Below are 24,457 nucleotides of genomic sequence, written 5' to 3'. Positions count from 1 at the left end.
GTGATCTATTGTCAGGTTACTTTCGAACTACCAGTTCAATATGACTTTACCTGATTGTCCAGAGCCCATTTTATCAAACCCTTGTTGAAAGTCGTCGATGTTAAATTGATGCGTGATAATAGGGGTTAAGTCTAATCCAGATTGGATCAGACTTGCCATCTTATACCAAGTCTCAAACATCTCACGCCCATAGATGCCTTTGATGGTTAGGCCTTTAAAAATGACCTTATTCCAATCAATTGCAACATCCTTTGGAGGAATTCCGAGCATGGCAATTTTTCCGCCATTATTCATTTTCGCTAGCATATCTCGAAATGCAGCTGGGACACCGGACATTTCCATGCCGACATCAAAACCTTCCGTCATCCCCAATTCGTCCATCACTTGACCGAGATCTTGGTTTGACACATTCACTGCGCGGGTAGCCCCCATCTTGGTCGCTAACTCTAATCGATATTCATTGATATCGGTGATCACCACATAGCGTGCACCGGCATGTTTTGCCACGGCGGCGGCCATGATACCGATTGGGCCAGCGCCAGTGATCAACACGTCTTCTCCCACAAGGTCAAATGACAGGGCCGTATGCACTGCATTACCGAAAGGGTCGAAGATAGATGCAAGGTCGTCAGAAATATTATCTGGGATTTTAAATGCATTAAAAGCGGGGATCACCAAGTACTCAGCAAATGCCCCGGGGCGATTTACCCCGACGCCTTCAGTATTGCGACAAAGGTGCCGCCTACCCGCCCGACAATTGCGACAATGGCCACAAGTGAGATGGCCTTCACCTGAAACGCGGTCGCCTTTGTTAAATCCGCGGACTTCTTGTCCCATATCAACGACGGTTCCCACGTATTCGTGGCCTACAACCATAGGCACAGGAATGGTTTGCTGAGACCAGTCGTCCCACTGATAAATATGCATGTCAGTGCCGCAAATAGCGGTTTTCTTAATTTTAATTAACAGATCATTGTGGCCAACAGCGGGCATTTCTGAATCGGTTAGCCAAATGCCTTTTTCTGGATATAATTTTGCTAAGGATTTCATTAAATAACCTTCAATTCTTTGCCAACTTCAATAAACGCGTCTATGGCTTGATCAACTTGTTCAAGGCTATGCGCTGCTGACATTTGGGTTCGAATGCGAGCTTGTCCTTTAGGCACAACTGGGAATGAGAAGCCCACTACATAAATACCTTTTTCGAGCATTTTGTCCGCCATTTCACTGGCCAATTTCGCATCGCCTAACATCACCGGAATGATGGCATGATCCTTACCTGATAAGGTAAAACCGGCTTCTTCCATTCGCGTTCTAAAATGCACAGAATTACGATTAAGTCGGGCGCGCAAATCGTGGCCGTTTTCAAGCATTTCAAACACTTTTAGTGACGCAGCGACAATAGGCGGAGCCACCGAGTTAGAAAATAAATACGGACGTGAACGCTGACGTAACCACTCAATCACTTCTTTTTTACCAGAGGTGTAGCCTCCAGAAGCGCCACCTAGGGCTTTACCTAGGGTTCCGGTAATAATATCTACTCGCCCCATGACGTCGTTGTATTCATGGCTTCCACGACCATTTTCACCGACAAAGCCAGTGGCATGGCAATCGTCTACCATGACCATGGCGTCGTACTGCTCGGCCAAATCACAAATACCTTTTAGGTTAGCTATCACGCCATCCATGGAAAACACACCGTCAGTGGCAATCAATTTAAATCTCGCACCATCGGCTACCGCTTGTTGTAATTGTTTTTCTAACTCAACCAGGTCATTGTTTGCGTAGCGATAACGCTTTGCTTTACACAAGCGCACGCCATCAATGATGCTGGCATGGTTTAGGGCATCGGAAATAATCGCATCTTCTGGGCCCATGATGGTTTCAAATAGACCGCCGTTCGCATCGAAGCAAGACGGATATAAAATCGTATCCTGCATTCCTAAAAAGTGACTAATTTTTTCTTCAAGGGCTTTATGAATATCTTGTGTACCGCAAATAAAGCGCACCGACGCCATACCGAATCCATGCTCATCTAGCCCAGCTTTGGCCGCGTCGATAAGTCTTGGGTCATTTGCCAAGCCTAAATAGTTATTCGCACAGAAATTCAGTACATGGCCGCCGTTACGAACGTCTATATCGGCCTTTTGCGCAGAGGTGATAACCCGCTCTGATTTATATAGTCCGTCTTGTTTTACTTGCTCAATTTGTGCTGAAAGGTGGTGATAAAAAGCCTGGCTCATGATGACCTCTGAATGGGAATTTGCCTATATGATAAAAGAAAATGCGTATTCAGAATACGTTTGTAAGCTAATGAGTGCCCAATAATGCCATTAATATTGGTGTAATGATTTAATTACACAGAAAATGATGCCACTAATTACCGGGTTTAGGGTATTGCCAGATACCGTCACTGCAATACTTTTCGAGCTCGTCAAATAAGATGGCTTCAGGGATTGGCCGAGCAATAAAGTAGCCTTGTGCCATATCGCAGCCAATGTCTTTTAACATATCAACCTGTATTTGCTGTTCTATCCCTTCAGCAATAACCTGCATGTTTAGATTCTGCACCATGGCTACCGTGGAATTGACGATTTGTTTGTCTGCATCGTTATTGACCATCCCATCAATGAACGCCTGATCAATTTTAATATAGTGCGCTGGCATTCGTTTAAGGTAGCTTAAAGAAGAATATCCGGTACCGAAGTCATCAATGGATATGATAAATCCTTTGTCTATTAATTGCTGCATGATAGCAGTGGTTTTTTCTACATCTGAGACCAATGTGCGCTCGGTTAACTCAAGCTCTAGCAGTTCAGGTTTGAGCTTAGTATCTTTGATTTTTTCTTCTAGGTAAGGGATCAGATCTGGGTCTAAAAACTGGATACCCGCCAAATTAATGGCAATTTTTAAATTAGGATAGCCATAGGTATTGAATTTTTTGAGTAACTTAAAGGCACTTTCAATACACCAGTACCCTAACGTCAGCATAAACTCTGTACTTTCTAAAATAGGGATAAAGTAGCCGGGTGAGACAAACCCGCGTTCGGGGTGTTCCCAACGTAACAGTGCTTCAAACCCCACCAACTTGCCAGTGTCTAATTCGATTTGTGGTTGCAAAGCAAAGCTAAAGTTGTCATTTACCAGCGCTCCTCTAGCTTCATCCTCCAATGCCACTTTATCAATTGCTCGCTGCGACATGCTTTCATCAAAAATCTGATAACTGTTGCCGCCTAGGCTCTTGGCTTGATACATGGCAATGTCCGAGCAGCGGATCAACTCCGCCACATCGGTTTCAGATGACTCGGTAAATGCAAGACCAATGCTGGTAGAGACATAAAAGCGTAAGCGGCCAACGTTGATGGGTGAACGGAAACGCTCCAACAATTTATCGGCAACTTTAATCGCTCCGTCAATGCTGTCGATGTCCTCAAGCATAATGGCAAATTCATCACCACCTAAGCGGCAAGCTAAATCTGAAGTGCGCACCACGCTTTGAAATCGCACAGCCGCTTCACTTAACAGATCATCACCTACGCTGTGACCATGACTGTCGTTTACTTTTTTAAAGTCATCTAAATCAAACAGTAATAGCACCACAAGTCCCTTTCGACGCTGTAGTTTTGCTACGGCTTGCTTCAATCTGAGCAATAACATATTACGATTGGGAAGCTGAGTGAGGTGGTCATACATCGCCATGCGTTCCAACTCAGAGGTTTTGGTCAAGACTTCTTGATCCAAAAGTGCGAGTCGGTCTGCCAATTCTTGTGCCGAATCATTTAGGGTATCTAATTCATCACGAAAATAGTGTTTAGCGACCTGATTCTGTTGGGCAAATTGACTGTAATCCCGCTGCGCTAATAGGGGGAGTCGGGAAGCTAACAGCACTAACCTTTTACGAATACTATTGGTCATTATATAAAACAGTAATAATGCGCCAACAAACACCGCTGCAGCAGTGATAATAATACGTTTTTGATACGACCGATGCGCCAAAATTATAGGCGTAATGTCGTGAGCAGAAAGCACATAATCACTATCGCTATTGGCGGTTGTCATTGGTATTAAAGCAACAAAGTACGTTTGTTGATCGACGTCCAATTGGGTGCCTTCTAACAACAGCGTGTTTAAGGTGAGGTCATCAGGAAAGGACTCAATCAGATGGCTGACAAATTCGTGTTGTCGCTTAGCGAGCGGTCCTCGGATATAGAGATTTTTAGCTTTATAAATCTCTGCTCTTGCTGGCGAATGAACCACGGCAAGGGTGGCCTGTGTCGATTGATTCAAAAATGCCAAGGTATCGATCAGACCAATACTTAACGAAAAAACCGACATGCTGCCGTTGTTTTCGAGTATTGGAATCGACATCACCTCGGTACAAGTATTGTCACAATAGGTACTTTTAATTGAGCTTTGCTGATCAAACGCCTTTTTGACATCAGAGAGAATGTGAGGGGGGGTATCGTCTTGGGATTTAAATGCCAAGGTTCCGTCGCTTTCGAACAGCCACAACCCTTCTACCTGCAGATTGAATTGCAAAAAGTCGTACTTTGATTCGAGTGTTTTGGCCAGCGCAGAGATCTGATTAGGTTCGTTTTGATGCAACTGCACTAACAACTCTACCCATGATTCGATTCGATTTCGAAACATCTGATTCAATAGCAAAAATTGCCCTTGGTTTTGCTGGCGTATTTCTTTTTGTGCCAGCAAAAAATCTTCATTGGTTTTTTGCAACCACAAGGTAGACATCGCCGCACTCAATGCTAAAAGTAACACCAGTAACAGCAGTACAACTTTTTTAGGAAGGCTTAAAAACCGTTTCATGGTTAAAACCAATGGGCTAATTGAAGACCCCAAATACTCCAGTATTTTCTATCATTTAATACTGTGTTGGGGATAAATACTGGCGCCAACCTCCCTGTACCTTTGACTCTGTGCACTTCGGCCTGAACACGCCAGTTTTTAGCAAAATCCCAACTAACACCAAAGGTTGCTTGGTCCTGAAACCCGAAATACGCTGGGGCGGTACCACCCGATTGTTGTTCTCGTATGCGCCCGTCTCGGTCTTTTCGATTCACATCAAATATATCGAGTCGAGCGGTCAAGGTTAGCTCGGGGTTAATATAATACTGGCCTTGTACAAACCCGCCCTCACCTGTGGAGTCATTGCTAAAGCCAGGGAAGACCAGATCATCGTACATGGTTCTTTCGCGAAATATTTCAGCCGCCAATTGCCAACTTTCGGTTTCATAAATTGCACGTATCATCAGCCGTTGTACTTCAGCGTTGCCATCAAAGAAGGGATCGGATGGTCCTTGGGTGTACTCAAACCCGGAATCTAGTAGACCTGCCCCCAATCGTAATTTCTGATCATGCCATACAAAATTAGCCTGATGCACAAAGCGCTGGTCAAGATCACCGGTCGATATCTGTCCCACTAGATTTTTAGTTTGCTCTTCACTAATAGTCGATTTACCGTAACTCCAGTTAAATTCCCAATCACCAAAATCGTTATTAGTATTCGCCACCACCGCGAGCCCATCAACACCTAAAGCCACATCTCTAAAGTTATCAAAGTAGATTGATTGTGGCAGCACTATGGTGGGGCGAGTGTGAGGTACATCGCGAGTAGATGAGTACAACCAGTGGTAGTTTTTGACCCTACCAAGGTGCATATTGACCTGCCAATCAAGGGTATTTACCGCGCTCCAATCGAGAAACAAATAATCAATCCTGACACCTTCTGGGTATCGATTGCCGCCATTTAAATACACGACCTGCCCCGCTACGCGTAAGTTTGTATCCAGGGTATAGGATGCATTTAAACCAATTTCGGTCAATTTAACCGACACGCCGCCATCATCCTCAATATAATTCGAGTGTTCGGCCTGAATTACCCCTTGAGCAACAAAGCCGCGCCAGTTTACCTTTTCGCCTGCCATGACCTTAGTCACCATTAACAAACTCAGAACAAGCAAATATGGAGGCATTTTCATTGCTTATCCTCCTGTAATTTTAAGTGATTGGGCATTATCAAAATCTGTATTCTCCATGACATAGCCTATGGCGCCGGGCGTCGTTCTTAGCCGCTCTAGCATTTCTTGCTCGCTACTAACTTCAATGGGTTTCTCCCCTAGGCCAGAATAAGCCAACTTATTCCAGATACGCTCAACCTGATAAGGAAACATTTTTAGCATGTCTTTGCACAAAGCTTGATGGGCTGGATGTTGAGAGGGGAGGACAAAAACGACAATCGGGGTGCCGTCCGGCCAAAGGGTTTGTCGCATTGAAAAAATCTTACGTAGCTGCGCAGAGGTTAACTCCGTTGTTTTTACGTCATTATGAATGAGTACGGTCACTGATTTACCGTCAGCGTGAGCGAAGTTCATGCTCAAAAACAGTAATAAAAACGCAACTCTGGACAGCCTACTTATCAATCCATTCCCCTAGAGAGTCTACAACGAATATGCCTGAAAAATAATATTAGCTTATGTTTCATAAACTTGCGCAAACAATTCAATTATAATGGCTGATTAAACTGATATTTTTACCCGGCCCAAGAAAAAGGGTATGGTATTAGCCAATGCAACCCGAACAACAAGGGTATAATATTTACCTCAATGTCACAATCATCAATCAACACAACTAACAGCCAATACTCTGCGCGCGAGACACTGGCGCTGATAGGTTATTCATTATTGATATTAGTGGCCACGCCGTTATTTTTGGTGCACTGGCTGGTGATGTTTTTGTTACGCCGAGAGCATTTCGATTTACATCGGCTTTCACGCTTTAGTCTTTATCTTAAGCCGATCCAAAAAAGCCAGCTTTTGATCCATTGTGTTTCGGTCGGTGAAGTCAATGTGGCAGCCAGTTTAATTCGCAATATCAGACAACACTCACCTGCCACATCGATTACGGTTACCACTACCACACCAACTGGCGCGGCAAACGTAAAACAAAGCATGCCAGATAACGTTCAACATCTTTATCTGCCACTCGATATGAGTTGGTTTATGTCGCGTTTGTTAAAACGAGTGCAGCCACAAAAAGTCTTGATTGTGGAAGTAGAGCTTTGGCCAAATATGCTTCGTCAGTGTCAACGTTTTGGCATTCCGGCCTATCTGGTCAATGGTCGCATGACGGACAGTTCTGCTCACAGTTATCTTAAACTCAGATGGTTAGTTCACCCAATGTTACGCAACCTGACCAAAGTGTGCGCTCAAGCTGCCCGTGACCATGACAACTATTTACAATTAGGGGTTACCCCTGCGCAACTTGAGATGACAGGCAACGTTAAATTTGAACTCGCGCAGGCCAACAATGACAAAGCCCAGCAATTGATTACACAGCTGAATATTGATTCGCGTCCTATCATCGTGGCTGGTAGTACCCATGATCCCGAAGAGGAGGTGATTATTGAAGCGGCGAAAATACTCAGCCTACGCTTCCCTGATATCGTGTGGATCATCGTGCCACGGCATCCTCAAAGGTTTGAGAAGGTTTATTCTTTAATAAAGCGCAGTGGATTAGGGGTCGTTAAAAGCTCACGAAACAAGCCGCCGAGAAATCCGGTAGAAATGGTTCTGGTTGATGAAATGGGCGTGTTAGGAGGACTTTATTCCTTTGCCAGCATCGCTTTTGTCGGCGGCAGTATCGCCGACCGTGGTGGTCACAATGCATTAGAGCCTGCCGCCGAGGGCGTGCCCGTGATGATGGGACCGCACCGATACAATAATCCAGGTATCTGCGATGTATTGGAGCAAGAAGGTAATTTGGTGTTGGTAGACAATGCCGAAGACGTAGCCAAATACGTCAGTGAATGGTTATCCGATGATGAGCAAAGACGCTCAGCGGGAAAAGCCGGTGCGCAGGTTATCGAACAAAACCGTGGCGCCATTCAAAAAACATTGCACGCTGTCGGCTTAGACAAATAATGTTGCTGTTTGAATGGGAATTCGCTTCATTCAAGTAAGGCATCCATCTGCGCAGTCACATCCTCTATGCTGATTTGTGACATCAGGGTGTCACCTTTAGCACGCTTACCCCAAGGCAATTCTTGCCAATCTTTTCCTGTTTGACGTTTGATCACCTGATCGTACACTGACACCACATTTTGCAGATTATTGTAAGGACCAGTGCGTCTAGGATTACTGTGAGCGTAAAGGCCAATCACCGGCGTACCCACAGTGGTGGCCATGTGAGCGGGTCCCGTATCAGGCGCGATCACCAAGCTAGCTCGCTGCAAAACCGCCAGCATTTGTTTGAGCGAGGTTTTACCAATCAGGTTTTCATCAATCTGCTCCGCTGACTCTGTGATCTCCTGCCCTAACTGTTTATCAAGCGCACTTGGACCGCCGCACAACACAACCTGATAGCCTTTTGTTCTAGCGTAGTCTGCCGCTTGCGCATAACCTTCCGATGACCAATTGCGCTCGGCTTTACTGGCAGCGGGACTGATCACCACGTATTTGCCAAGACGGTGGTGCAGCGCATCGGCGAATTCAATGTCTTCTTTTGACATTGGAATAGACCAGCTCGGTTTATCCACTTTTGGCACGCCTAAGGCATCGGCAAAGCCCATAAAACCCTCTAGCACGTGAGCATGAGCCCGAGGCGCAATACGCTTATTGGCAAATAACCAATGCATTTCTTTGCTGCGTTGCCAGTCAAAGCCAATTTTTACTTTTGCTTGAATAAGTCGAGATACCCAGTTGGCCCGAAACGCAACCTGCATTAGTAACAAAGCATCAAACTTTTCATTGTCCAAGTCGTTGAGCAACTGCACTTCAGCTTGTTTGCCTTGACGCTTATCAAACACGATAAAGCGCACGTTTGGCATGCCTTTAAGCAGTTGATATTCGACCTTGCCGACAATCCAGGTTACTTGAATATGCGGTGCGTGAGTAACAATGCGTTCAACCATAGCCGCGGCATGACAGACATCGCCAATCGCAGAAAGTCGTAAAATACAGAGCTTAGAAATGTTTGACGGTAAAGTATTCAATAGATAAGTTTTCGTGTTGGGCTGCAATATGCGGTTAATTTCATTACACTTTAGACCAATTAACAAGTGGCCAAGCATTGATAAATGGCAAACCAACACGAATTTAGTGATAAAAACCAATTTATATGGGTCGATAACGACCTGTTGCCGGATTTAATTAAGGGCCAGACTCATAATTATTTTGACGGCCAGTATTGGCAGTCCAAAGGTGCGCTTATCGGCACATCAGTGGGTCGAGGTACGACCTATTTTTTTCAGCACAATGATCGCCAATTTGTACTTCGCCATTATCGCCGTGGCGGTATGATTGGCAAGCTGCTTAGTGATCAATATCTTTACACTGGCTTGGCAAAAACCCGCGCAGAGCAAGAACGTAAATTACTGCAACACCTGCAAGAGCTAGGCTTACCCGCTCCCATTCCGGCCGCGTCTAGAGTGGTGAAAAATGGCTTTTATTACCAAGCTGATCTGATCACAGTAAAAATCCCCGACGCCACCGATATTCACCATATCTTGCTAGAACGCGCGCTACCAGATGACGTGTGGCAGCAAATTGGCACTACCATTGCTCGCTTCCACCAGCAGCAGATTTATCATCACGACTTAAATATCCACAACATCATGCTCGACAAAAACAACAAGGTTTGGCTAATCGATTTTGATAAATGTTCAGTGAAAGCGGGTGACAGCTGGAAGCAAGATAATTTGGATAGATTGTTGCGGTCTTTGCGCAAAGAACAGCAAAAATGTATTGATTACAACTTTCAATCGGTGGATTGGGTTCAGGTTATCAAAGGATACAAGAGTTAATATCACTCTTTCATTTTTAACTATTTTGCAGTTCCACCCACTCTTTATTGACCAAATTATTTTCCCACCATAGAGTAATAAAGTACCCACACGGTTGGTACTAATTTATTTTGTAACGGTTAAGGAAGAATATGAAACTCAAAATATTAAGCATTTTTTCACTTGTTTCAGCACTGACTATGTCAAGTTCTTATGGAGCAGTCGCAGGAACCTACGACTTAGCGCAAAAAGAGGGGAACAATTTTCGAGTTAATGGGATTGTTTATTCAAACAACCATATCCCATGTGCAGACAATACATGGAGGAGAGTTCCTGGTGAGGTTATTAATGGCGAGTGTCACGTTGAGTTCGGTGGTAAAATATACAGAAATAGTGAGTTTCTAGTTTTAGGGTATGGAGGTTTTGGCTCACCAAGCAATAACGGAAATTTAGTGGCTATCGAAGGTCAGACTAAGCAATTTATTATTGCTCACGGGGTCACTCCAGGGGGAGTGATGGATCAGGACCTCCCTCAACGTTTCCTTCACCCCCTCCGAGCCCAGGTGAAGAATATTAAGGACTAGACAAATAAAACGGTTCGATTTTAATCCGAGCCGTTTTTACTGAATAGAAGACTCTTTACTCAACTCCGACAAAGTAAACATTGTTTTTTTCAACGCAAAAGCATGCAGTTCGTTTTCCGATTTATAATAATTGAATATTCTGTCTGCTTGCAGAATCACTGGTGTTTGATACTCGATGAATTTTTTAGCTGCAGATTGATTAATAGCGTATGCGTGAGTTCCCAAAACTTTGCCAATCTCGTACAGATTAGGTGAGTAATCTGAAAGGCAAATTTCATCAATCCACTTCATTGGAACTTTATGCCAATTGAATAGATGCAAATGATGGAATAGTCGATAAACGGATTGCTGTAAACGGTATTTAAACGTTGGTGGTTTCTCTCCATAATATCCCATCATCAATACCTCCCAATTGTCAGGAAGCTCTTTAATTATTGCATTAAAGTTTTTCAATTCGTCGTACTCAGGCAAAACATCGTCTTCAAGAATCAATATTCTTTTATAGTTATTATCTAACATGTCTTGATACATTCTGACATGTGACAGTGAACAGGCGACCTCACCCGTCTTCATGGAACGTGTTGTGCGTTTAGTGTTTTTGTGTAAGGTATCATCGTAAATATTATCTTGCTCAAACGTCTCAGGTTTGAGGTTTCGCTTATCTGTAGCCTTAAAAAAAGACCAGTTTAAGCCCTCTAGAACCTGCTTTATGTTCTCTTGACGGTCGGTAGCATCGTCTAGCGTTAAAACGTAAACATGATCAAAAAAAGTATTGAGTGATTCAAAAACTTGCAGGTTATTTTTCATTATCTGTCTGGCCTATCTTATTCGGGCTACTTTCGGCAGTAAAAGTCCATAGCGCTGCATATTTGTGAAACGCATACTGACTCAGTATAACGGCCATCAGTAGGCCACGTTGCCCATCAAGAAAGCCTAAACGTAAAATATATTGTTGGAAAAAATCAACGAAAGATCTAAAAAAAGCGTAAACAATCGACCCTTTTTTTCCGTTTTCAGCTTTGTCTTTTGCACCTAAGACCCCGTATTTCAGATGCTTATCCATGACGTGCTGATAATCTCTCCATGAATAATGGAGAAGTGGTCCCTTGAGGGTTATTGATCTGAACTCTGGCATTAAAAGCGTTTCGTGCACACTTCTGTCTTTAAATTTTGCGCCAGTCTTCAAGAATAGCTTACCCTGGGGAGTAGAATATCGTCCATATTTGAGTGGTTTACCGAATAAATATGTGTGCCACGGAAATTTAATAAAATTAGCTTTTAGGTCTGGGTCAGAAAGTGCTTGGTCTACATCACGTTTTAACTCATCAGTTACAACTTCGTCTGCGTCAAGGGAAAGCACCCAATCGTGCTCACAATAGGCCAATGCGCGGTTGCGCTGTGGGCCATAGCCAGGCCAGTCAGTTTGATATACTTTATCAGCGTATTTTTCTGCGATTTCAACGGTGCCATCGGTGCTGCCAGAATCGAGCACAATCAGTTGATCAACCCAACCAGCAAGCGGTTTTAAACTCGCCTCTATGCGATCGGCTTCATCCTTAACAATCAAAAAACATGAAATTTTGCGTCGTGGCATAGTCAGATTCACCTATTGGAGACTGTATTTTAGCTCAGTAAAGATCGAAACGTCGTGATCTGTACCTTGCTGGTTAACTTTACTGGAGTCAAGCACGCCACCAAATTTGAGCTGCCAGTTGCCCCAAACGGTCTGGTAGTAGCCGCTAATTTGGGTGATCTTCTCCGTCAATCCAAACTGACTTTCACTACTTAGGTTGCCATCATCAATATCAATACGACGAATGGCTGCCTCTATTACGTCACCGTTAGCGAAATGTTTTAAGTAACCTAATGAGAGCATCTTAGCGTCACTTTCGCTGTTATCACCTAATTCACGAGTGTAGTAACGATAGCCAGATGAATAAGTACCACTTTCGTAAAAACAATTAGTCACATCCACTATGGCATTATCACAAGACACATTCGTATCACTTGCTTCTAAGTAAACTTTTGCGCCCATCAGATAAGAAGACACGCCGATGCTACTGGCATTGTTGCTAACGTTAAATTCACTTGAGTCGCCCTCATCAACAAATTGTCCATAAACACTCACCGGGTGGTTCATGGCGCTGAAAGTGTATTTAAAATCAAGACCAGCGAGGTGACTACCAACATGAGTTTGGCGCGACTGGTCACAATTATCTTGGCCATCTGAGCAGCGTTTATGGAAAGTTAGCACCTTGAAAAAATCACTGAAGCGGTCCGGCTGTCCATCTCCGCCCCATACTGCCAACCATGACAAACCAAGCTCTAACCCCTCGATGGGATTGGCACTAAATCGGCTTGCCCAAATTTTTGCATCAGGCACGTCTCGGCTGTCTTCTAACTGACCCACTTGCGCCGTCGCGTACCAAGGCCCTAAGAACGATAACCAGGGTGATGATGACGTAACGGTACTGGAGCGAGATAGTGCCAAAGTGGGGATAGGCCGAGCATTATTCGATAAGATCAGGCTGTTGGCATGGGCCGGTCCCCACCACTGGTCAATAGAGCCTAACCGTAGATTCCAATTACCAAATTGATAGGCCACAAAACTCTGGTCATAGTTTTTTTCGCCGCCAGGCTCAAAATTGACCGATATTTTCATCGCTAATCGCTCAAACCGCGTTTCGGTGCTGAAGTTTAATCGCCCTTTTTCACCTTGCTGGCCGTCAAAACTGGCAAACCGACTGCGCTCATTAGCGCCATAAGCAGTGACTGTAGCAAGAGTTTCATTGCGTTTTTGCAAGATCAGATAATGACTCAAACGACGAGCTGACACTGCGGCAACCTCAGGCATCTCAGCGGGGTTTAGCGCTTTAATTTGCGATGAAATACCTTTCCATGGGATCGGAAAGGTATTGGCGACAGCGTGTAAATACCCATGATCTGTCAATATTTGAACATCATAATGAAGTTGCGGATCGGTTGTTCCAATCCAAGGGGAGCTCTTGGCATTGAAAGATAATACTGAGACGATGAGGATACAACAATGAACTACACGACTAAGCACTCAGTAGGTCTCCCTGTTAATTTTATTAGTTAGATAGCCCATTAAAAAATCCTTTTACCTATTTTATTCCACTTCGATAATTGCAAAAGCGCATCACGGATTAAAAAATTTATGTTGCCGAGTATGCTGATTGGTATTCTTCACGGGTCTATTATAAGCTGTGTGACCTTATTATAGAACTGCGCTGAGTCGTTATATGCATAAAAAAGCCATTTACCCGGGCACATTTGATCCTATCACTAATGGGCACGCCGATCTGATTGAACGAGCGGCAAAAATGTTTTCATCGGTAACCGTGTGTATCGCCTCCAATCCAAGTAAGAAGCCCTTGTTCACCCTAGACGAGCGAGTGGATCTAATAAAGCAGGTCACTGCAGATTTAGACAATGTTGAAGTTATTGGCTTTACAGGCTTACTGGCAGATTTTGCCGACACTTTGAATGCCACTATTTTAATTAGAGGATTACGCGCAGTATCCGATTTCGAATATGAGTTTCAACTCGCCAATATGAACCGTCGATTGAATCCTAAACTGGAAAGTGTGTTTTTAACGCCCGCTGAAGAAAATTCGTTTATTTCTTCCACTTTGGTTAAAGAAGTGGCCATGCACCGTGGTCAAGTTGATGGTTTTTGTCACCCAGTGGTGCAAAAAGCCCTGCGCGAAAAATTTCATAAAGATTAGTACGAGTGGGAGTTTAGAAGATCCCGGCTTAAGAGCCCTACCGGGATGACAACAAACTGTCATCCCCGAATGCTTCACTACCGTCATCCCCGAATGTTGTTATCGGGGATCTCCTCAATCCTCCTCCGTAGTTAATTACAATCAGGCGTCTGGAAGATCCCGGCTTAAGAGCCCTACCGGGATGACAACAAACTGTCATCCCCGAATGTTGTTATCGGGGATCTCCTCAAACCTCCTCCGTAGTTAATTACAATCAGGCGTCTGGAAGATCCCGGCTTAAGAGCCCTGTCGGGATGACTGATATGAAAGAGCCCTAACGGGATGACAACACACTGTCATCCCCGAATGTTTCACTACTGTCATCCCCGAATGCTTCACTACCGTCATCCCCGAATGTTGTTATCGGGGATCTCCTCAATCCTCCTCCGTAGTTAATTACAAGCAGGCGTCTGGAAGATCCCGGCTTAAGAGCCCTACCGGGATGACTGATATGAAAGAACCCTGTCGGGATGACTGATATGAAAGAGCCCTAACGGGATGACAACACACTGTCATCCCCGAATGTTTCACTACTGTCATCCCCGAATGTTTCACTACTGTCATCCCCGAATGCTTCACTACCGTCATCCCCGAATGTTGTTATCGGGGATCTCCTCAATCCTCCTCCGTAGTTAATTACAAACAGGCGTCTGGAAGATCCCGGCTTAAGAGCCCTACCGGGATGACTGATATGAAAGAACCCTGTCGGGATGACTGATATGAAAGAGCCGTACCGGGATGACAACACACTGTCATCCCCGAATGTTTCACTACCGTCATCCCCGAATGTTTCACTACTGTCATCCCCGAATGTTGTTATCGGGGATCTCCTCAATCCTCCTCCGTAGTTAATTACAATCAGGCGTATGGAAGATCCCGGCTTAAGAGCCCTACCGGGATGACTGATATGAAAGAACCCTGTCGGGATGACTGATATGAAAGAACCCTGTCGGGATGACTGATATGAAAGAGCCTTACCGGGATGACAACACACTGTCATCCCCGAATGTTGTTATCGGGGATCTCCTCAAACCTCCTCCGTAGTTAATTACAAGCAGGCGTCTGGAAGATCCCGGCTTAAGAGCCCTACCGGGATGACTGATATGAAAGAGCCCTACCGGGATGACAACACACTGTCATCCCCGAATGTTTCACTACCGTCATCCCCGAATGTTTCACTACTGTCATCCCCGAATGCTTCACTACCGTCATCCCCGAATGTTGTTATCGGGGATCTCCTCAAACCTCCTCCGTAGTTAATTACAAGCAGGCGTCTGGAAGATCCCGGCTTAAAAGCCCTACCGGGATGACTGATATGAAAGAGCCCTACCGGGATGACTGAGATGAAAGAACCCTACCGGGATGACCGATATGAAAGAACCCTACCGGGATGACTGATATGAAAGAGCCCCACCGGGATGACTGATATGAAAGAGCCCTGCCGGGATGACACCTTATGACTGGCACTCGGGGCAAAAGAAGGTATTGCGTTGACCAATAGTGACGGACTTAATTTCCGATTCACATTTTACGCAGGGCTGCTTGGCTCTACCGTAAACCAATAACTCTTGAGCAAAATACCCCGGTTTTCCATCTGCCTGAGCGAAATCCTTCAACGTCGTTCCGCCTTGAGCGATGGCTTTGGCAAGCACTTGCTTAATAATTGGCGCCAGTGCTAAGTAGCGTTTTTTACTGACTTTTCCAGCAGCTCTTCGTGGATCAATACCGGCAATGAAAAGCGATTCATTGGCATAAATATTCCCTACACCGACCACAATTTTATTGTCCATAATGAAATTTTTCACTGCCACTTGTTTGTTGCGAGATAACGAGAATAAACGTTCTCCGTCAAATTCGTCGGTCAGCGGTTCAGGCCCTAAGGCGTTGAACAAGGGATGTGACGGTTCTGATTTATCTAACCACAGACAAGCACCGAAACGCCGTGCATCATTGAGTCGCAAACAGCTACCGTTGCTAAGTTGAATATCAATGTGATCATGTTTTTGTAAAGGGGTTGTAGTGGGCACCACACAAAGTCGTCCGGACATGCCTAAGTGCAGAATGATACTTCCGGCAGGGGTGTCGATTAGTAGATACTTAGCACGACGCCGAATGCTGTCTATCGTTAGCCCTTCGGTTAGATGCACTTCTTGAGGCACAGGCCAACGCAATTGACGATTACGCACTACTACTTTTTCGATCTTCTTGCCTAACATCAAAGGCGTGATCCCTAAGCGGCTCACTTCGACTTCTGGTAACTCTGGCATCAAGACTTCCCGGCAGCGATAAATTGTTCCACAGCAACATTGGAAATTTTAAATAATTGTTGCTCATAAAGCACCAACGTATGTTCCCCAGCACCATACAATTGATAGACACGTCCGCTATTTTCACCCGCCAACCAAGCAATCACCACCAAGGGCATGTCTTTTGGGGTACCTTCTTGATATTTTACCATTTGGCTAGTTTGCCAACGCTGTGTCAACGCTTGCAATTGAGACTCTGAGAGTGCAGAAGGCTTAGACGTGCGCCAGCCCTGCCCTATTCGCTCTAATGTCAGGTCGGGCATTTGCAGCGTCATCAATATCGCGCCATCAGGTAGCAAAGGCACGGGGGCATCCTCGTCTAACGAGCCAGTCAAAATATTATTGGTGGTATTGAACAATAGGATCATTATCAACACGCTGAAGATAAGGACATTATTCCAAGCTTTACGGGACATGCGGATCATAGGGGAATTATAGGTTGTTGAAATTATCTATATCATACTAGAAAAGCCATTGGTTGATAGTCACTAAACGGCTGTACAATTGAATAACGCAAAAAGCCCGGCTAAAACCGGGCTTTTCGGGAGACAAAAACAAGAATTTGTTACTTGATTTTGGCTTCTTTAAACATCACGTGCTGACGAATTTTAGGATCAAACTTTTTGATCTCCATTTTGCCAGGCATGTTACGTTTATTTTTATCAGTGGTGTAGTAGTAGCCCGTACCCGCTGATGATACTAATTTGATTTTATCACGCATGATAGAGCTCCTTAAACTTTCTCGCCACGGGCACGCATATCAGTTAATACTGAATCTATGCCGTTTTTGTCGATGATACGCATGCCTTTCGGCGTTAAGCGCAATTTAACGAAACGATTTTCACTTTCAACCCAAAAACGGTGGGTTTGAAGGTTTGGCAAAAAGCGACGACGGGTCGCGTTTTTCGCGTGAGAGCGGTTGTTACCTACCGCTGGACGCTTGCCAGTTACTTGACATACTTTGGACATCGTATTTGTCTCCAGAACAACTTTTAACAATCTGCTTTGCTATCTTTTAGAAAAGCAATAAATCACACTAAACGCATAGCGGTAGTGACAAGAGGGCGCACTTTATACAGTATATAGACCCTAGGATCAAGGTTTTTGTCAGAAAAGATCTCATGGTAAATGGCCCAACACTTTACCTATCGCGAAGATTATATTATCTACATTTCAATACGTTAGCGCCATATTAGAATGTTGATGAGGACGAAAATGTGGTTTTATAAATAGTCTAGCGTGTCTAATTTTTGAGATTAGATTGTTCGCGACTGCGTCTCGATCAAATCAATATTGAACCTATGAGTATCGTGTGTTCACATCAATCCCCGCTCGGCAAAAGACACACATTCACCGTCGCCGACCACAATATGATCCAAAACAGTTACATCAATTAACTCCAATGTTTGCACAATACGCCGCGTAATGTGCTTATCGGCATGACTCGGCTCTGCAACCCCAGAAGGGTGATTGTGACTCAATATGATTGCGGCTGCATTGCACTTCAGTGCTTGTTGAAGCACAACACGTGGATGCACGCTCGCGGCATTGATGGTACCGAAAAATAGCTTTTTGAAACGGATCAAACGGTGTTGGCTGTCCAGAAACAATACCGCAAAGACTTCGTTCATCTCGTCTCTCAGTTGACTCGTTAAAAACTGCTTGGTTTTTTCTGCACTGCCAAAGGTGTGAGTTTTCGATAAGGTTTGAGCAAAATATCGTCGAGCCAATTCCAAGGTAGCTTGAAGTTGTACGTATTTGACTTCGCCTAGTCCTTTGCCTTTGCAGAAGTCACTTTTTGTCGCACTGAGTAGATGCCGCAATGAACCATATTGATTAAGTATGGCTCTGGCTAAATCCACCGCACTGCAACCGTTGACGCCAGTGCGTAAAAAAATCGCGAGAAGTTCAGCATCAGAAAGCGAGGCGCTGCCCTGCGATAGGAGTTTTTCTCTTGGTCGCTCCATTTTGGGCCATTGTGATAGTTTCATGCATCCTTGCCTGAATAATGGTAATTTTATGATCTAAGTCTGGTTAATCGATTAATTAAACCTAGCAAATGATTGCTGATCAGGCCAATATTAACTAAGTTCAAAGCCGAAAACTCGACTTATCAGGGTTTCTAGAGGTAAAACTCCATCGGCATGCGTGATGAATAAGAGAATATGAGTGTAAATAAACAAAAAATTTTGCTTGGTGTTACCGGTGGCATAGCTGCTTACAAAACACCAGATTTAGTCAGAAAGTTGACCGCTAAAGGTGCACAGGTTCGAGTGGTAACCACTGCTTCTGCTGAGCACTTTGTTAGCCCTTTAGCGCTACAAGCGGTGTCTGGCAATCCGGTATCTAATGACCTACTGGATCCTGCGGCGGAAGCCGCCATGGGCCATATTGAATTGGCTAAATGGGCTGATACCATATTGATAGCTCCTGCCACCGCTAACTTCATTGCTAAGATGGCACACGGTTTAGCTGACGATTTACTCTCAACCTTATGTTTGGCCACCACAGCAAAAATCTTCATAGCTCCAGCGATGAATCAACAGATGTGGCAAGCCCCTGCGACACAGGCCAACCTTGCATTGTTGCAACGTCACGGTGTGACCATTATTTCTCCTGACTCAGGAGAACAAGCCTGTGGAGATATTGGTCCGGGGCGAATGCCAGAGCCACAAGGTTTAGCCGATATTATTACTCGTCCACCAGCTTCCTTAAGTTTAACCAATGAGCATGTCGTGATCACCGCAGGACCGACACGAGAAGCAATTGATCCTGTGAGATACATCAGTAACCACAGCTCTGGCAAAATGGGCTATGCCCTTGCCGAAGCAGCATTAGCGATGGGAGCCCGAGTGACCCTGGTGAGTGGTCCTGTAACAGTCTGTGCCCCCAGCGGCGTCACCCTTATCAATGTCCAAAGCGCTGAGCAAATGCGCGACGCAGTAATGAGTAATATCGACGATGCTACTGTTTTTATTGGTTGTGCGGCGGTAGCCGACTATCGTCCTGAACAAGTGGTCGAACAAAAAATCAAAAAGCATGACGAAAAGTTAACGCTTACTTTTACTAAAAACCCTGATATTCTGGCCGACGTTGCTAAACTTGAACGTGCGCCATTTACTGTTGGATTTGCCGCAGAGACACAAGATGTGAGTTTCTACGCCAAAGACAAGTTAACGCGCAAAAATTTAGATATGATTGCAGCTAATGACGTGTCAGATGACCGAATTGGTTTTAATAGCGATCAGAATGCGCTTAGCGTTTTTTGGGCAAAAGGTGAAAAAACCTTGGAAATTGCCGATAAGTATCAACTCGCGCTGCAATTAATGCAGCTAATTTCAGAACAATTGACACAAAAACATGCATAAACACGACTCAAATAGAATGATGGTCTTAAAGACAGGGAGACATCAATAATGCCTACCACAAAACGCCCTAACCGCCGCGCACAAATATTACAATGCTTAGCGAGTATGCTGGAATCAAACCCAGGGCAGCGTATCACAACGGCAAAATTAGCTGCTGAGGTTGGCGTATCTGAGGCAGCCTTGTACCGACATTTTCCAAGCAAAGCGAGAATGTTTGAAGGCTTAATAGAGTTTATTGAAGAAACTTTATTTTCACGGATCAACAAAATCATCAGTGAAGAAAAAGACAGTGCCGTGCGCATACAACTCATTTTACATCTCATCCTAGGTTTTTCTGAAAAGAACCCTGGGATCACGCGGATCCTAAATGGTGACGCTCTGATGGGTGAGCAAGAGAGACTGCGCGGCAGAGTAGCGCAGATATTTGAACGTTTAGAAACTCAGCTCAAACAGGTTTTACGTGAACGTAAACTGCGAGAAGGGAAAGCCTTACCTGCTGATGAAGGTGTGATCGCTAATATGCTGATTTGTTACACCGACGGTAGAATTAATTTGTTTATTCGTAGTGGATTTACGCGACGTCCTACTGAGCAGTTTAAAGAAAGCTGGCAGTTTATTGCAAAGCAGTTTTTCGCTTAATATCCGTCATCTGCGGAAGTAAAAATTTCGTCATCGCCGAGTGCTTAGACACCGTCACCCCCGAGGTATCAAACACTGTCATCCCCGAGGTCTTAAACATTGTCATCCCCGAGTGCTCTTATCGGGGATCTCCTTAAAAGTCCTCTGTAGTTAGCTGCAAACAGAAGTCTGGAAGATCCCGGCCTTAAGAGCACTGCCGGGATGACGTTATGGGTAAGAGCCCTACCGGGATGACAACACTTTTCGTCATCGCCGAGTGCTTAAACTCCGTCATCCCCGAGTGCTTAAACACTGTCATCCCCGAGGTCTTAAACACCGTCATCCCCGAGGTCTCTTATCGGGGATCTCCTTAATAGTCCTCTGTAGTTAGCTGCAAACAGGAGTCTGGAAGATCCCGGCCTTAAGAGCACTGCCGGGATGACAACACTTTTCGTCATCCCCGAGGTCTTAAACACCGTCATCCCCGAGGTGTCTTATCGGGGGGCTCCTTAAAAGTCCTCCGTCGTTAACTACCAACAGGAGTCTGGAAGATCCCGGCCAAAGAGCGCCGCCGGGATGACGTTATGGGTAAGAGCACTACCGGGATGACAACACACCGTCATCCCCGAGGTCTCTTATCGGGGATCTCCTTAATAGTCCTCTGTAGTTAGCTGCAAACAGGAGTCTGGAAGATCCCGGCCAAAGAGCGTCGCCGGGATGACAACACACCGTCATCCCCGAGTGCTTAAACACCGTCATCCCCGAGGTCTTAAACATTGTCATCCCCGAGTGCTCTTATCGGGGATCTCCTTAATAGTCCTCTGTAGTTAGCTGCAAACAGGAGTCTGGAAGATCCCGGCCAAAGAGCGCCGCCGGGATGACAACACACCGTCATCCCCGAGTGCTCTTATCGGGGATCTCCTTAAAAGCCCTCCGTCGTTAGCTACCAACAGGAGTCTGGAAGATCCCGCACTGCGTGGGCGCACTTAAAAGCGTCGCCGGGATGACGTTATGGGTAAGAGCACTACCGAGATGACACTATCCTAGCGTTGCCCAAAAACATCACCAAAGAAGTCACCTTGGTTCCATTTTGAGCGTTGCGGTTGATTACCCAAGGTCAGGCCGATTTGAAAATTGACTTCAGTGAATTTCTTTGCCGCCTGCCAATTGAAGGTCTGATTCAAATCATCTGTAGGTTTGTGATAGTGAGTAGCAAGAAAGCCGCTGAATTTTTTACTGCCATCGACATTTGGATCTGCTGAGGTTAACCCTGGCACTAAAAATACCGACGGAACTCCTTGTTGCACAAAGCTATAATGATCAGAGCGAGTAAACAAGGCTAGCTCAGGCCAAGGATCTGGGCTCAATTCAATTCCGACATTGTTTGCAGCTGCAGCAACCGACGTTTGCATATCGCTGTGGTTTGCGCCAAAGGCAATAACATCACCAAACTCATAAGTCAAAATCGGCATATCTAGATTCACGTTGGCGACAATATCTTGAATTGGCACTGTGGGGTTTTGGGCGAAATACTTCGAACCTAACAAGCCTTTTTCTTCACCGGTAACCGCCAGAAACATAATCGATCGCTTTGGTTTAACGTCAAGCAAACTAAACATTCGGGCAGTTTCGAGCATTACGGCTGTGCCACTAGCATTATCCATAGCGCCATTGTTGATTTTGTCTTGTTTAACGGTTTTGGCAAATCCAATGTGATCAGAATGAGCGCTATACACTACATACTGGTTTTTTAATTTGGGATCCGAGCCCTCTATTACTCCCACAACATTGGGACTGGTAACTTGCTCAAATCTACTGGTACTGCTTAGTTCAATACTCGCGGCTAACTCAAATCCTTTCGGGGTTTGATTGTTTTCGAGTAACGTATAGATTTCTTGCAGACTCTTAGGTGCCCCTTCAAACAAGGTCGCGGCGACGTCTTTATGCAACTGCGCGGTGGTTCCTAATTCGGGCGAAGCATCAACGGGATTGCCGCTTTTATCAAGGAAGCGCACAGTGGGGACATGCAGATAGTTAAGTGAATTCTGATAAGGTCGAACTTTTTCAGATAAGGGGGTGCTAATGGTAATAAAACCCACTGCTCCGTTTCGTATTGCATGTTTTCTTTTTTCATTTCCTGAACCAAAATGAGCCCCTTCTTCACTAGGAAAAGAAGTCGGCTTACCGGACAAAATAACCACGACTTTGCCTTTAACATCTAGCCCAGCATAGTCATCATGGTTAAGCTCTGGCGCGGTAATTCCGTAACCTGCAAACACAAGTTGACCCTTCACATGCGACTGTTCAAGAGCGGCATTCGGAGACACTAAATAGTCTTTTGGGTACTGATAAGTTCTCTCACCAGCGGCGGTTTTTATCACCATGCTAGGTGAGTTTTGATCCAGAAAAGCCTGCCTGAATGTGATGCGCTGAAAATAACTCCCGCCTTCTCCTGCAGGTTCAAGCCCATACTGTTTGAATGCTGACTCAATATATTTAGAGGCAATTTCATGTCCTGTTGAGCCGGTATCTCGCCCCTCTAATAAATCATCGGCGAGGAAATACAAGTGCGCTTGCACTCTGTTTACATCGGCAGTTGGGGCATAAGCGCCGGTTGCCTTGGTGTTTGATGGTGTGTACTGGCATGCGGCTAAAATACTCACGCACAGTAAAGGGAAAAGTAGCAAGGTTTTGTTCATGGTGATGTTCCAAATTCTGTCAGTTGCCTTTTTTCTGGCAATTCAGGAGTGTCGCGGCTAAGGAAGCAGCTCACATTATGCGATTACGCCACGGTTTTCCAGCTTGACACAAAAATATACTCAGCTAACCTGTAAGAATATGTGTTCTTTGAAGACACTTTACCGATTACGCACAGTTCGTAATCAATAGGGAGAAAGCATGCCTCGCAAAGCTTTGTACAATGTTGAAGAAGTACTAGAGCAGGCCATTGCCGTGTTTTTAGAGCATGGCTACCACGGCGCTATCATGGATGAAATCATTGCCCGAACCGATTTTAATCGACGTGGATTTTATCTCGAGTTCGGTTCAAAACAGAAATTTCTGTATGTTGTGCTAGCGTATTATCAAGAAAAACATCTATCCAAAGCCTTTGTTCACTTAGAACATAATCAAGGCATGCCTTCTATTCAGGGATTTTTTGATGAATACGTTAAGCTAGTGAAAGGTCGAGGATGCCTACTGATCAACATCATTACCGAGCTTGGCTTTGATGATCAAAAAATTCGTGATATTGGTCGTCATTATTTAGACAGATTACAGATAGACTTTATTGGCTGTTTGGAAAAAGCACAACAATCTGGACAGGTTAGACGTGATATCAATATTGAATCCACGGGCCTGCAGCTTTGTAGTTATGTTCAAGGCTTTGCTGTAAATGGCATTTTAGCAGGTGACACTGACGAGCTGACTCTTGCAACCAGGGCATTACTTGGCCCACTGAGCATTTAACCTTAATCATCTCAGCGGTCAGCTAGAATAAAGGAATGTCTATTCTAATTAACCATTTTTGGCGTAAAGCCATGTCATTTACGTTAAACGGTGAAATGGCTTGGCGTTTGTATCTGTTATCGTTAAAATCTGAGCCCCTTTGATATGAGTTTGAGCAAGATGTATGGCGGACAATAAACACTTATTTAGAGTGCAGTTTGTCAGTAATGGCGAGCGCTACGAATTGTATGTAAGAGAAGTTAGTCAGGGTAGTCTATTTGGCTTTATTGAAATTGGCGATTTCGTATGGGATACCCACACCAGTTTGGTATTGGACCCCAGTCATGAAAAATTGAAATCAGAGTTTGCTGATGTGACAAGCACCTACGTTCCGATGCATTCTGTTTTACGTATCGATGAAGTTAAAAAGCAGGGAACGGCAAAAATTTCTCAGCTATCTGACAAAGTGACCGCTTTCCCTAGCCCAATCTATACACCTAAAAGTTAGCGTTTTCACTGAATGACCAGTTGCAAGGGTAGTTTTGTAGAT

23 protein-coding genes are annotated in these 24,457 nt (G+C 44.7%); 8 read left to right on the top strand and 15 right to left on the bottom strand.

Annotated features, from left to right (window positions below):
• Window positions 1–27: 27 nt before the first annotated feature.
• The 5 genes from tdh to ABD036_RS08675 all read right to left on the bottom strand — a co-directional run bounded on the left by tdh (window position 28) and on the right by ABD036_RS08675 (window position 6,437).
• Window positions 28–1,050 (bottom strand): L-threonine 3-dehydrogenase, encoded by a 1,023-nt coding sequence (tdh, locus tag ABD036_RS08695; RefSeq protein WP_343858782.1) that lies wholly within the window; start codon window positions 1,048–1,050, stop codon window positions 28–30.
• Window positions 1,050–2,243 (bottom strand): glycine C-acetyltransferase, encoded by a 1,194-nt coding sequence (locus tag ABD036_RS08690; protein ID WP_343858780.1) that lies wholly within the window; start codon window positions 2,241–2,243, stop codon window positions 1,050–1,052. Before ABD036_RS08690 ends, tdh begins: the two co-directional genes overlap by 1 nt.
• 133 nt (window positions 2,244–2,376) lie before the next feature.
• Entirely contained in the window at window positions 2,377–4,824 is a 2,448-nt protein-coding gene (locus ABD036_RS08685) for a putative bifunctional diguanylate cyclase/phosphodiesterase (protein ID WP_343858778.1), read from the bottom strand.
• 2 nt (window positions 4,825–4,826) lie between these two features.
• On the bottom strand, window positions 4,827–5,996 hold the full coding sequence (locus ABD036_RS08680; RefSeq protein WP_343858776.1) for a TonB-dependent receptor: 1,170 nt from the start codon (window positions 5,994–5,996) through the stop codon (window positions 4,827–4,829).
• Window positions 5,997–5,999: 3 nt separating this feature from the next.
• Window positions 6,000–6,437: a substrate-binding domain-containing protein gene (locus ABD036_RS08675; RefSeq protein WP_343858774.1), complete on the bottom strand. Its 438-nt coding sequence runs from the start codon at window positions 6,435–6,437 to the stop codon at window positions 6,000–6,002.
• Between the two features lie 183 nt (window positions 6,438–6,620).
• Between ABD036_RS08675 and ABD036_RS08670 the strand changes: the two genes are divergently transcribed.
• Window positions 6,621–7,937 carry a 3-deoxy-D-manno-octulosonic acid transferase gene (locus ABD036_RS08670; protein WP_343858772.1) on the top strand — a complete coding sequence of 439 codons (1,317 nt, stop codon included), beginning with the start codon at window positions 6,621–6,623 and terminating at the stop codon, window positions 7,935–7,937.
• A gap of 26 nt (window positions 7,938–7,963) precedes the next feature.
• Here ABD036_RS08670 and ABD036_RS08665 read toward each other — a convergent pair whose 3' ends face one another.
• Entirely contained in the window at window positions 7,964–9,007 is a 1,044-nt protein-coding gene (locus tag ABD036_RS08665) for a glycosyltransferase family 9 protein (RefSeq protein WP_343858769.1), read from the bottom strand.
• An 84-nt stretch (window positions 9,008–9,091) separates the two neighbouring features.
• Here ABD036_RS08665 and ABD036_RS08660 point away from each other — a divergent pair, with 84 nt between their 5' ends.
• Both ABD036_RS08660 and ABD036_RS08655 read left to right on the top strand, forming a co-directional pair.
• Complete coding sequence (locus tag ABD036_RS08660) at window positions 9,092–9,817, top strand: 3-deoxy-D-manno-octulosonic acid kinase (protein ID WP_343858767.1); 726 nt, start codon at window positions 9,092–9,094, stop codon at window positions 9,815–9,817.
• A 131-nt stretch (window positions 9,818–9,948) separates the two neighbouring features.
• Complete coding sequence (locus ABD036_RS08655; RefSeq protein ID WP_343858765.1) at window positions 9,949–10,380, top strand: hypothetical protein; 432 nt, start codon at window positions 9,949–9,951, stop codon at window positions 10,378–10,380.
• A gap of 36 nt (window positions 10,381–10,416) precedes the next feature.
• Here ABD036_RS08655 and ABD036_RS08650 read toward each other — a convergent pair whose 3' ends face one another.
• The 3 genes from ABD036_RS08650 to ABD036_RS08640 are packed head-to-tail and all read right to left on the bottom strand — an operon-like array spanning window position 10,417 to window position 13,447.
• Window positions 10,417–11,187 carry a glycosyltransferase family 25 protein gene (locus ABD036_RS08650; protein ID WP_343858763.1) on the bottom strand — a complete coding sequence of 257 codons (771 nt, stop codon included), beginning with the start codon at window positions 11,185–11,187 and terminating at the stop codon, window positions 10,417–10,419.
• Window positions 11,177–11,974, bottom strand: a complete 798-nt coding sequence (locus ABD036_RS08645) for a glycosyltransferase family 2 protein (protein ID WP_343858760.1) — start codon at window positions 11,972–11,974, stop codon at window positions 11,177–11,179. The genes ABD036_RS08650 and ABD036_RS08645 overlap by 11 nt, the downstream gene beginning before the upstream one ends.
• 12 nt (window positions 11,975–11,986) lie before the next feature.
• Window positions 11,987–13,447 carry a capsule assembly Wzi family protein gene (locus tag ABD036_RS08640; RefSeq protein ID WP_343858758.1) on the bottom strand — a complete coding sequence of 487 codons (1,461 nt, stop codon included), beginning with the start codon at window positions 13,445–13,447 and terminating at the stop codon, window positions 11,987–11,989.
• A 196-nt stretch (window positions 13,448–13,643) separates the two neighbouring features.
• Here ABD036_RS08640 and coaD point away from each other — a divergent pair, with 196 nt between their 5' ends.
• Window positions 13,644–14,129, top strand: a complete 486-nt coding sequence (gene coaD / locus ABD036_RS08635) for a pantetheine-phosphate adenylyltransferase (RefSeq protein ID WP_343858756.1) — start codon at window positions 13,644–13,646, stop codon at window positions 14,127–14,129.
• Between the two features lie 1,493 nt (window positions 14,130–15,622).
• On the opposite strand, the gene mutM is transcribed toward coaD, so the two are convergent.
• The 5 genes from mutM to radC form a co-directional block, all read right to left on the bottom strand.
• Window positions 15,623–16,435 (bottom strand): bifunctional DNA-formamidopyrimidine glycosylase/DNA-(apurinic or apyrimidinic site) lyase, encoded by an 813-nt coding sequence (gene mutM, locus ABD036_RS08630; protein ID WP_343858754.1) that lies wholly within the window; start codon window positions 16,433–16,435, stop codon window positions 15,623–15,625.
• Window positions 16,435–16,890 carry a hypothetical protein gene (locus ABD036_RS08625; RefSeq protein ID WP_343858752.1) on the bottom strand — a complete coding sequence of 152 codons (456 nt, stop codon included), beginning with the start codon at window positions 16,888–16,890 and terminating at the stop codon, window positions 16,435–16,437. Before ABD036_RS08625 ends, mutM begins: the two co-directional genes overlap by 1 nt.
• Before the next feature lie 149 nt (window positions 16,891–17,039).
• A complete protein-coding gene (rpmG, locus tag ABD036_RS08620; RefSeq protein WP_216049366.1) occupies window positions 17,040–17,195 on the bottom strand; it encodes a 50S ribosomal protein L33 in 156 nt (51 codons plus the stop codon).
• An 11-nt stretch (window positions 17,196–17,206) separates the two neighbouring features.
• The gene (gene rpmB / locus ABD036_RS08615) at window positions 17,207–17,443 is read right to left on the bottom strand and encodes a 50S ribosomal protein L28 (protein ID WP_343858746.1); all 237 of its coding nucleotides are present in this window, start codon (window positions 17,441–17,443) and stop codon (window positions 17,207–17,209) included.
• A gap of 347 nt (window positions 17,444–17,790) precedes the next feature.
• A complete protein-coding gene (gene radC, locus ABD036_RS08610) occupies window positions 17,791–18,465 on the bottom strand; it encodes a RadC family protein (RefSeq protein ID WP_343858744.1) in 675 nt (224 codons plus the stop codon).
• A 174-nt stretch (window positions 18,466–18,639) separates the two neighbouring features.
• Between radC and coaBC the strand changes: the two genes are divergently transcribed.
• Both coaBC and slmA read left to right on the top strand, forming a co-directional pair.
• Window positions 18,640–19,842 carry a bifunctional phosphopantothenoylcysteine decarboxylase/phosphopantothenate--cysteine ligase CoaBC gene (gene coaBC, locus ABD036_RS08605; RefSeq protein WP_343858742.1) on the top strand — a complete coding sequence of 401 codons (1,203 nt, stop codon included), beginning with the start codon at window positions 18,640–18,642 and terminating at the stop codon, window positions 19,840–19,842.
• Window positions 19,843–19,890: 48 nt separating this feature from the next.
• A complete protein-coding gene (gene slmA / locus ABD036_RS08600; protein WP_343858740.1) occupies window positions 19,891–20,481 on the top strand; it encodes a nucleoid occlusion factor SlmA in 591 nt (196 codons plus the stop codon).
• A gap of 1,022 nt (window positions 20,482–21,503) precedes the next feature.
• Here the strand turns inward: slmA and ABD036_RS08595 are convergent.
• The gene (locus tag ABD036_RS08595; RefSeq protein ID WP_343858738.1) at window positions 21,504–23,159 is read right to left on the bottom strand and encodes a M28 family metallopeptidase; all 1,656 of its coding nucleotides are present in this window, start codon (window positions 23,157–23,159) and stop codon (window positions 21,504–21,506) included.
• A gap of 199 nt (window positions 23,160–23,358) precedes the next feature.
• Here ABD036_RS08595 and ABD036_RS08590 point away from each other — a divergent pair, with 199 nt between their 5' ends.
• Both ABD036_RS08590 and ABD036_RS08585 read left to right on the top strand, forming a co-directional pair.
• The gene (locus tag ABD036_RS08590; RefSeq protein ID WP_343858735.1) at window positions 23,359–23,928 is read left to right on the top strand and encodes a TetR/AcrR family transcriptional regulator; all 570 of its coding nucleotides are present in this window, start codon (window positions 23,359–23,361) and stop codon (window positions 23,926–23,928) included.
• A gap of 163 nt (window positions 23,929–24,091) precedes the next feature.
• Complete coding sequence (locus tag ABD036_RS08585) at window positions 24,092–24,415, top strand: DUF1820 family protein (protein WP_343858733.1); 324 nt, start codon at window positions 24,092–24,094, stop codon at window positions 24,413–24,415.
• Window positions 24,416–24,457: the final 42 nt, after the last annotated feature.

The sequence above is a fragment of the Aliiglaciecola litoralis genome (assembly GCF_039523355.1).
GTDB lineage: Bacteria > Pseudomonadota > Gammaproteobacteria > Enterobacterales > Alteromonadaceae > Aliiglaciecola > Aliiglaciecola litoralis.
The sequence above is the reverse complement of the archived record's forward strand: the minus strand, read 5'-3'. Positions and strand labels throughout refer to the sequence as shown.

What these genes read in the sequence shown, in the direction of transcription:
- coaBC (WP_343858742.1), top strand. Translation starts at nt 18,640, where the DNA reads ATGAGTGTAAATAAACAAAAAATTTTGCTTGGTGTTACCGGTGGCATA.
- ABD036_RS08660 (WP_343858767.1), top strand. Translation starts at nt 9,092, where the DNA reads ATGGCAAACCAACACGAATTTAGTGATAAAAACCAATTTATATGGGTC.
- tdh (WP_343858782.1), bottom strand. Translation starts at nt 1,050, where the DNA reads ATGAAATCCTTAGCAAAATTATATCCAGAAAAAGGCATTTGGCTAACC.
- ABD036_RS08680 (WP_343858776.1), bottom strand. Translation starts at nt 5,996, where the DNA reads ATGAAAATGCCTCCATATTTGCTTGTTCTGAGTTTGTTAATGGTGACT.
- rpmB (WP_343858746.1), bottom strand. Translation starts at nt 17,443, where the DNA reads ATGTCCAAAGTATGTCAAGTAACTGGCAAGCGTCCAGCGGTAGGTAAC.
- rpmG (WP_216049366.1), bottom strand. Translation starts at nt 17,195, where the DNA reads ATGCGTGATAAAATCAAATTAGTATCATCAGCGGGTACGGGCTACTAC.
- ABD036_RS08690 (WP_343858780.1), bottom strand. Translation starts at nt 2,243, where the DNA reads ATGAGCCAGGCTTTTTATCACCACCTTTCAGCACAAATTGAGCAAGTA.
- ABD036_RS08685 (WP_343858778.1), bottom strand. Translation starts at nt 4,824, where the DNA reads ATGAAACGGTTTTTAAGCCTTCCTAAAAAAGTTGTACTGCTGTTACTG.
- ABD036_RS08625 (WP_343858752.1), bottom strand. Translation starts at nt 16,890, where the DNA reads ATGTCCCGTAAAGCTTGGAATAATGTCCTTATCTTCAGCGTGTTGATA.
- coaD (WP_343858756.1), top strand. Translation starts at nt 13,644, where the DNA reads ATGCATAAAAAAGCCATTTACCCGGGCACATTTGATCCTATCACTAAT.
- ABD036_RS08670 (WP_343858772.1), top strand. Translation starts at nt 6,621, where the DNA reads ATGTCACAATCATCAATCAACACAACTAACAGCCAATACTCTGCGCGC.
- slmA (WP_343858740.1), top strand. Translation starts at nt 19,891, where the DNA reads ATGCCTACCACAAAACGCCCTAACCGCCGCGCACAAATATTACAATGC.
- ABD036_RS08595 (WP_343858738.1), bottom strand. Translation starts at nt 23,159, where the DNA reads ATGAACAAAACCTTGCTACTTTTCCCTTTACTGTGCGTGAGTATTTTA.
- ABD036_RS08650 (WP_343858763.1), bottom strand. Translation starts at nt 11,187, where the DNA reads ATGAAAAATAACCTGCAAGTTTTTGAATCACTCAATACTTTTTTTGAT.
- mutM (WP_343858754.1), bottom strand. Translation starts at nt 16,435, where the DNA reads ATGCCAGAGTTACCAGAAGTCGAAGTGAGCCGCTTAGGGATCACGCCT.
- ABD036_RS08590 (WP_343858735.1), top strand. Translation starts at nt 23,359, where the DNA reads ATGCCTCGCAAAGCTTTGTACAATGTTGAAGAAGTACTAGAGCAGGCC.
- ABD036_RS08585 (WP_343858733.1), top strand. Translation starts at nt 24,092, where the DNA reads ATGGCGGACAATAAACACTTATTTAGAGTGCAGTTTGTCAGTAATGGC.
- ABD036_RS08655 (WP_343858765.1), top strand. Translation starts at nt 9,949, where the DNA reads ATGAAACTCAAAATATTAAGCATTTTTTCACTTGTTTCAGCACTGACT.
- radC (WP_343858744.1), bottom strand. Translation starts at nt 18,465, where the DNA reads ATGAAACTATCACAATGGCCCAAAATGGAGCGACCAAGAGAAAAACTC.
- ABD036_RS08645 (WP_343858760.1), bottom strand. Translation starts at nt 11,974, where the DNA reads ATGCCACGACGCAAAATTTCATGTTTTTTGATTGTTAAGGATGAAGCC.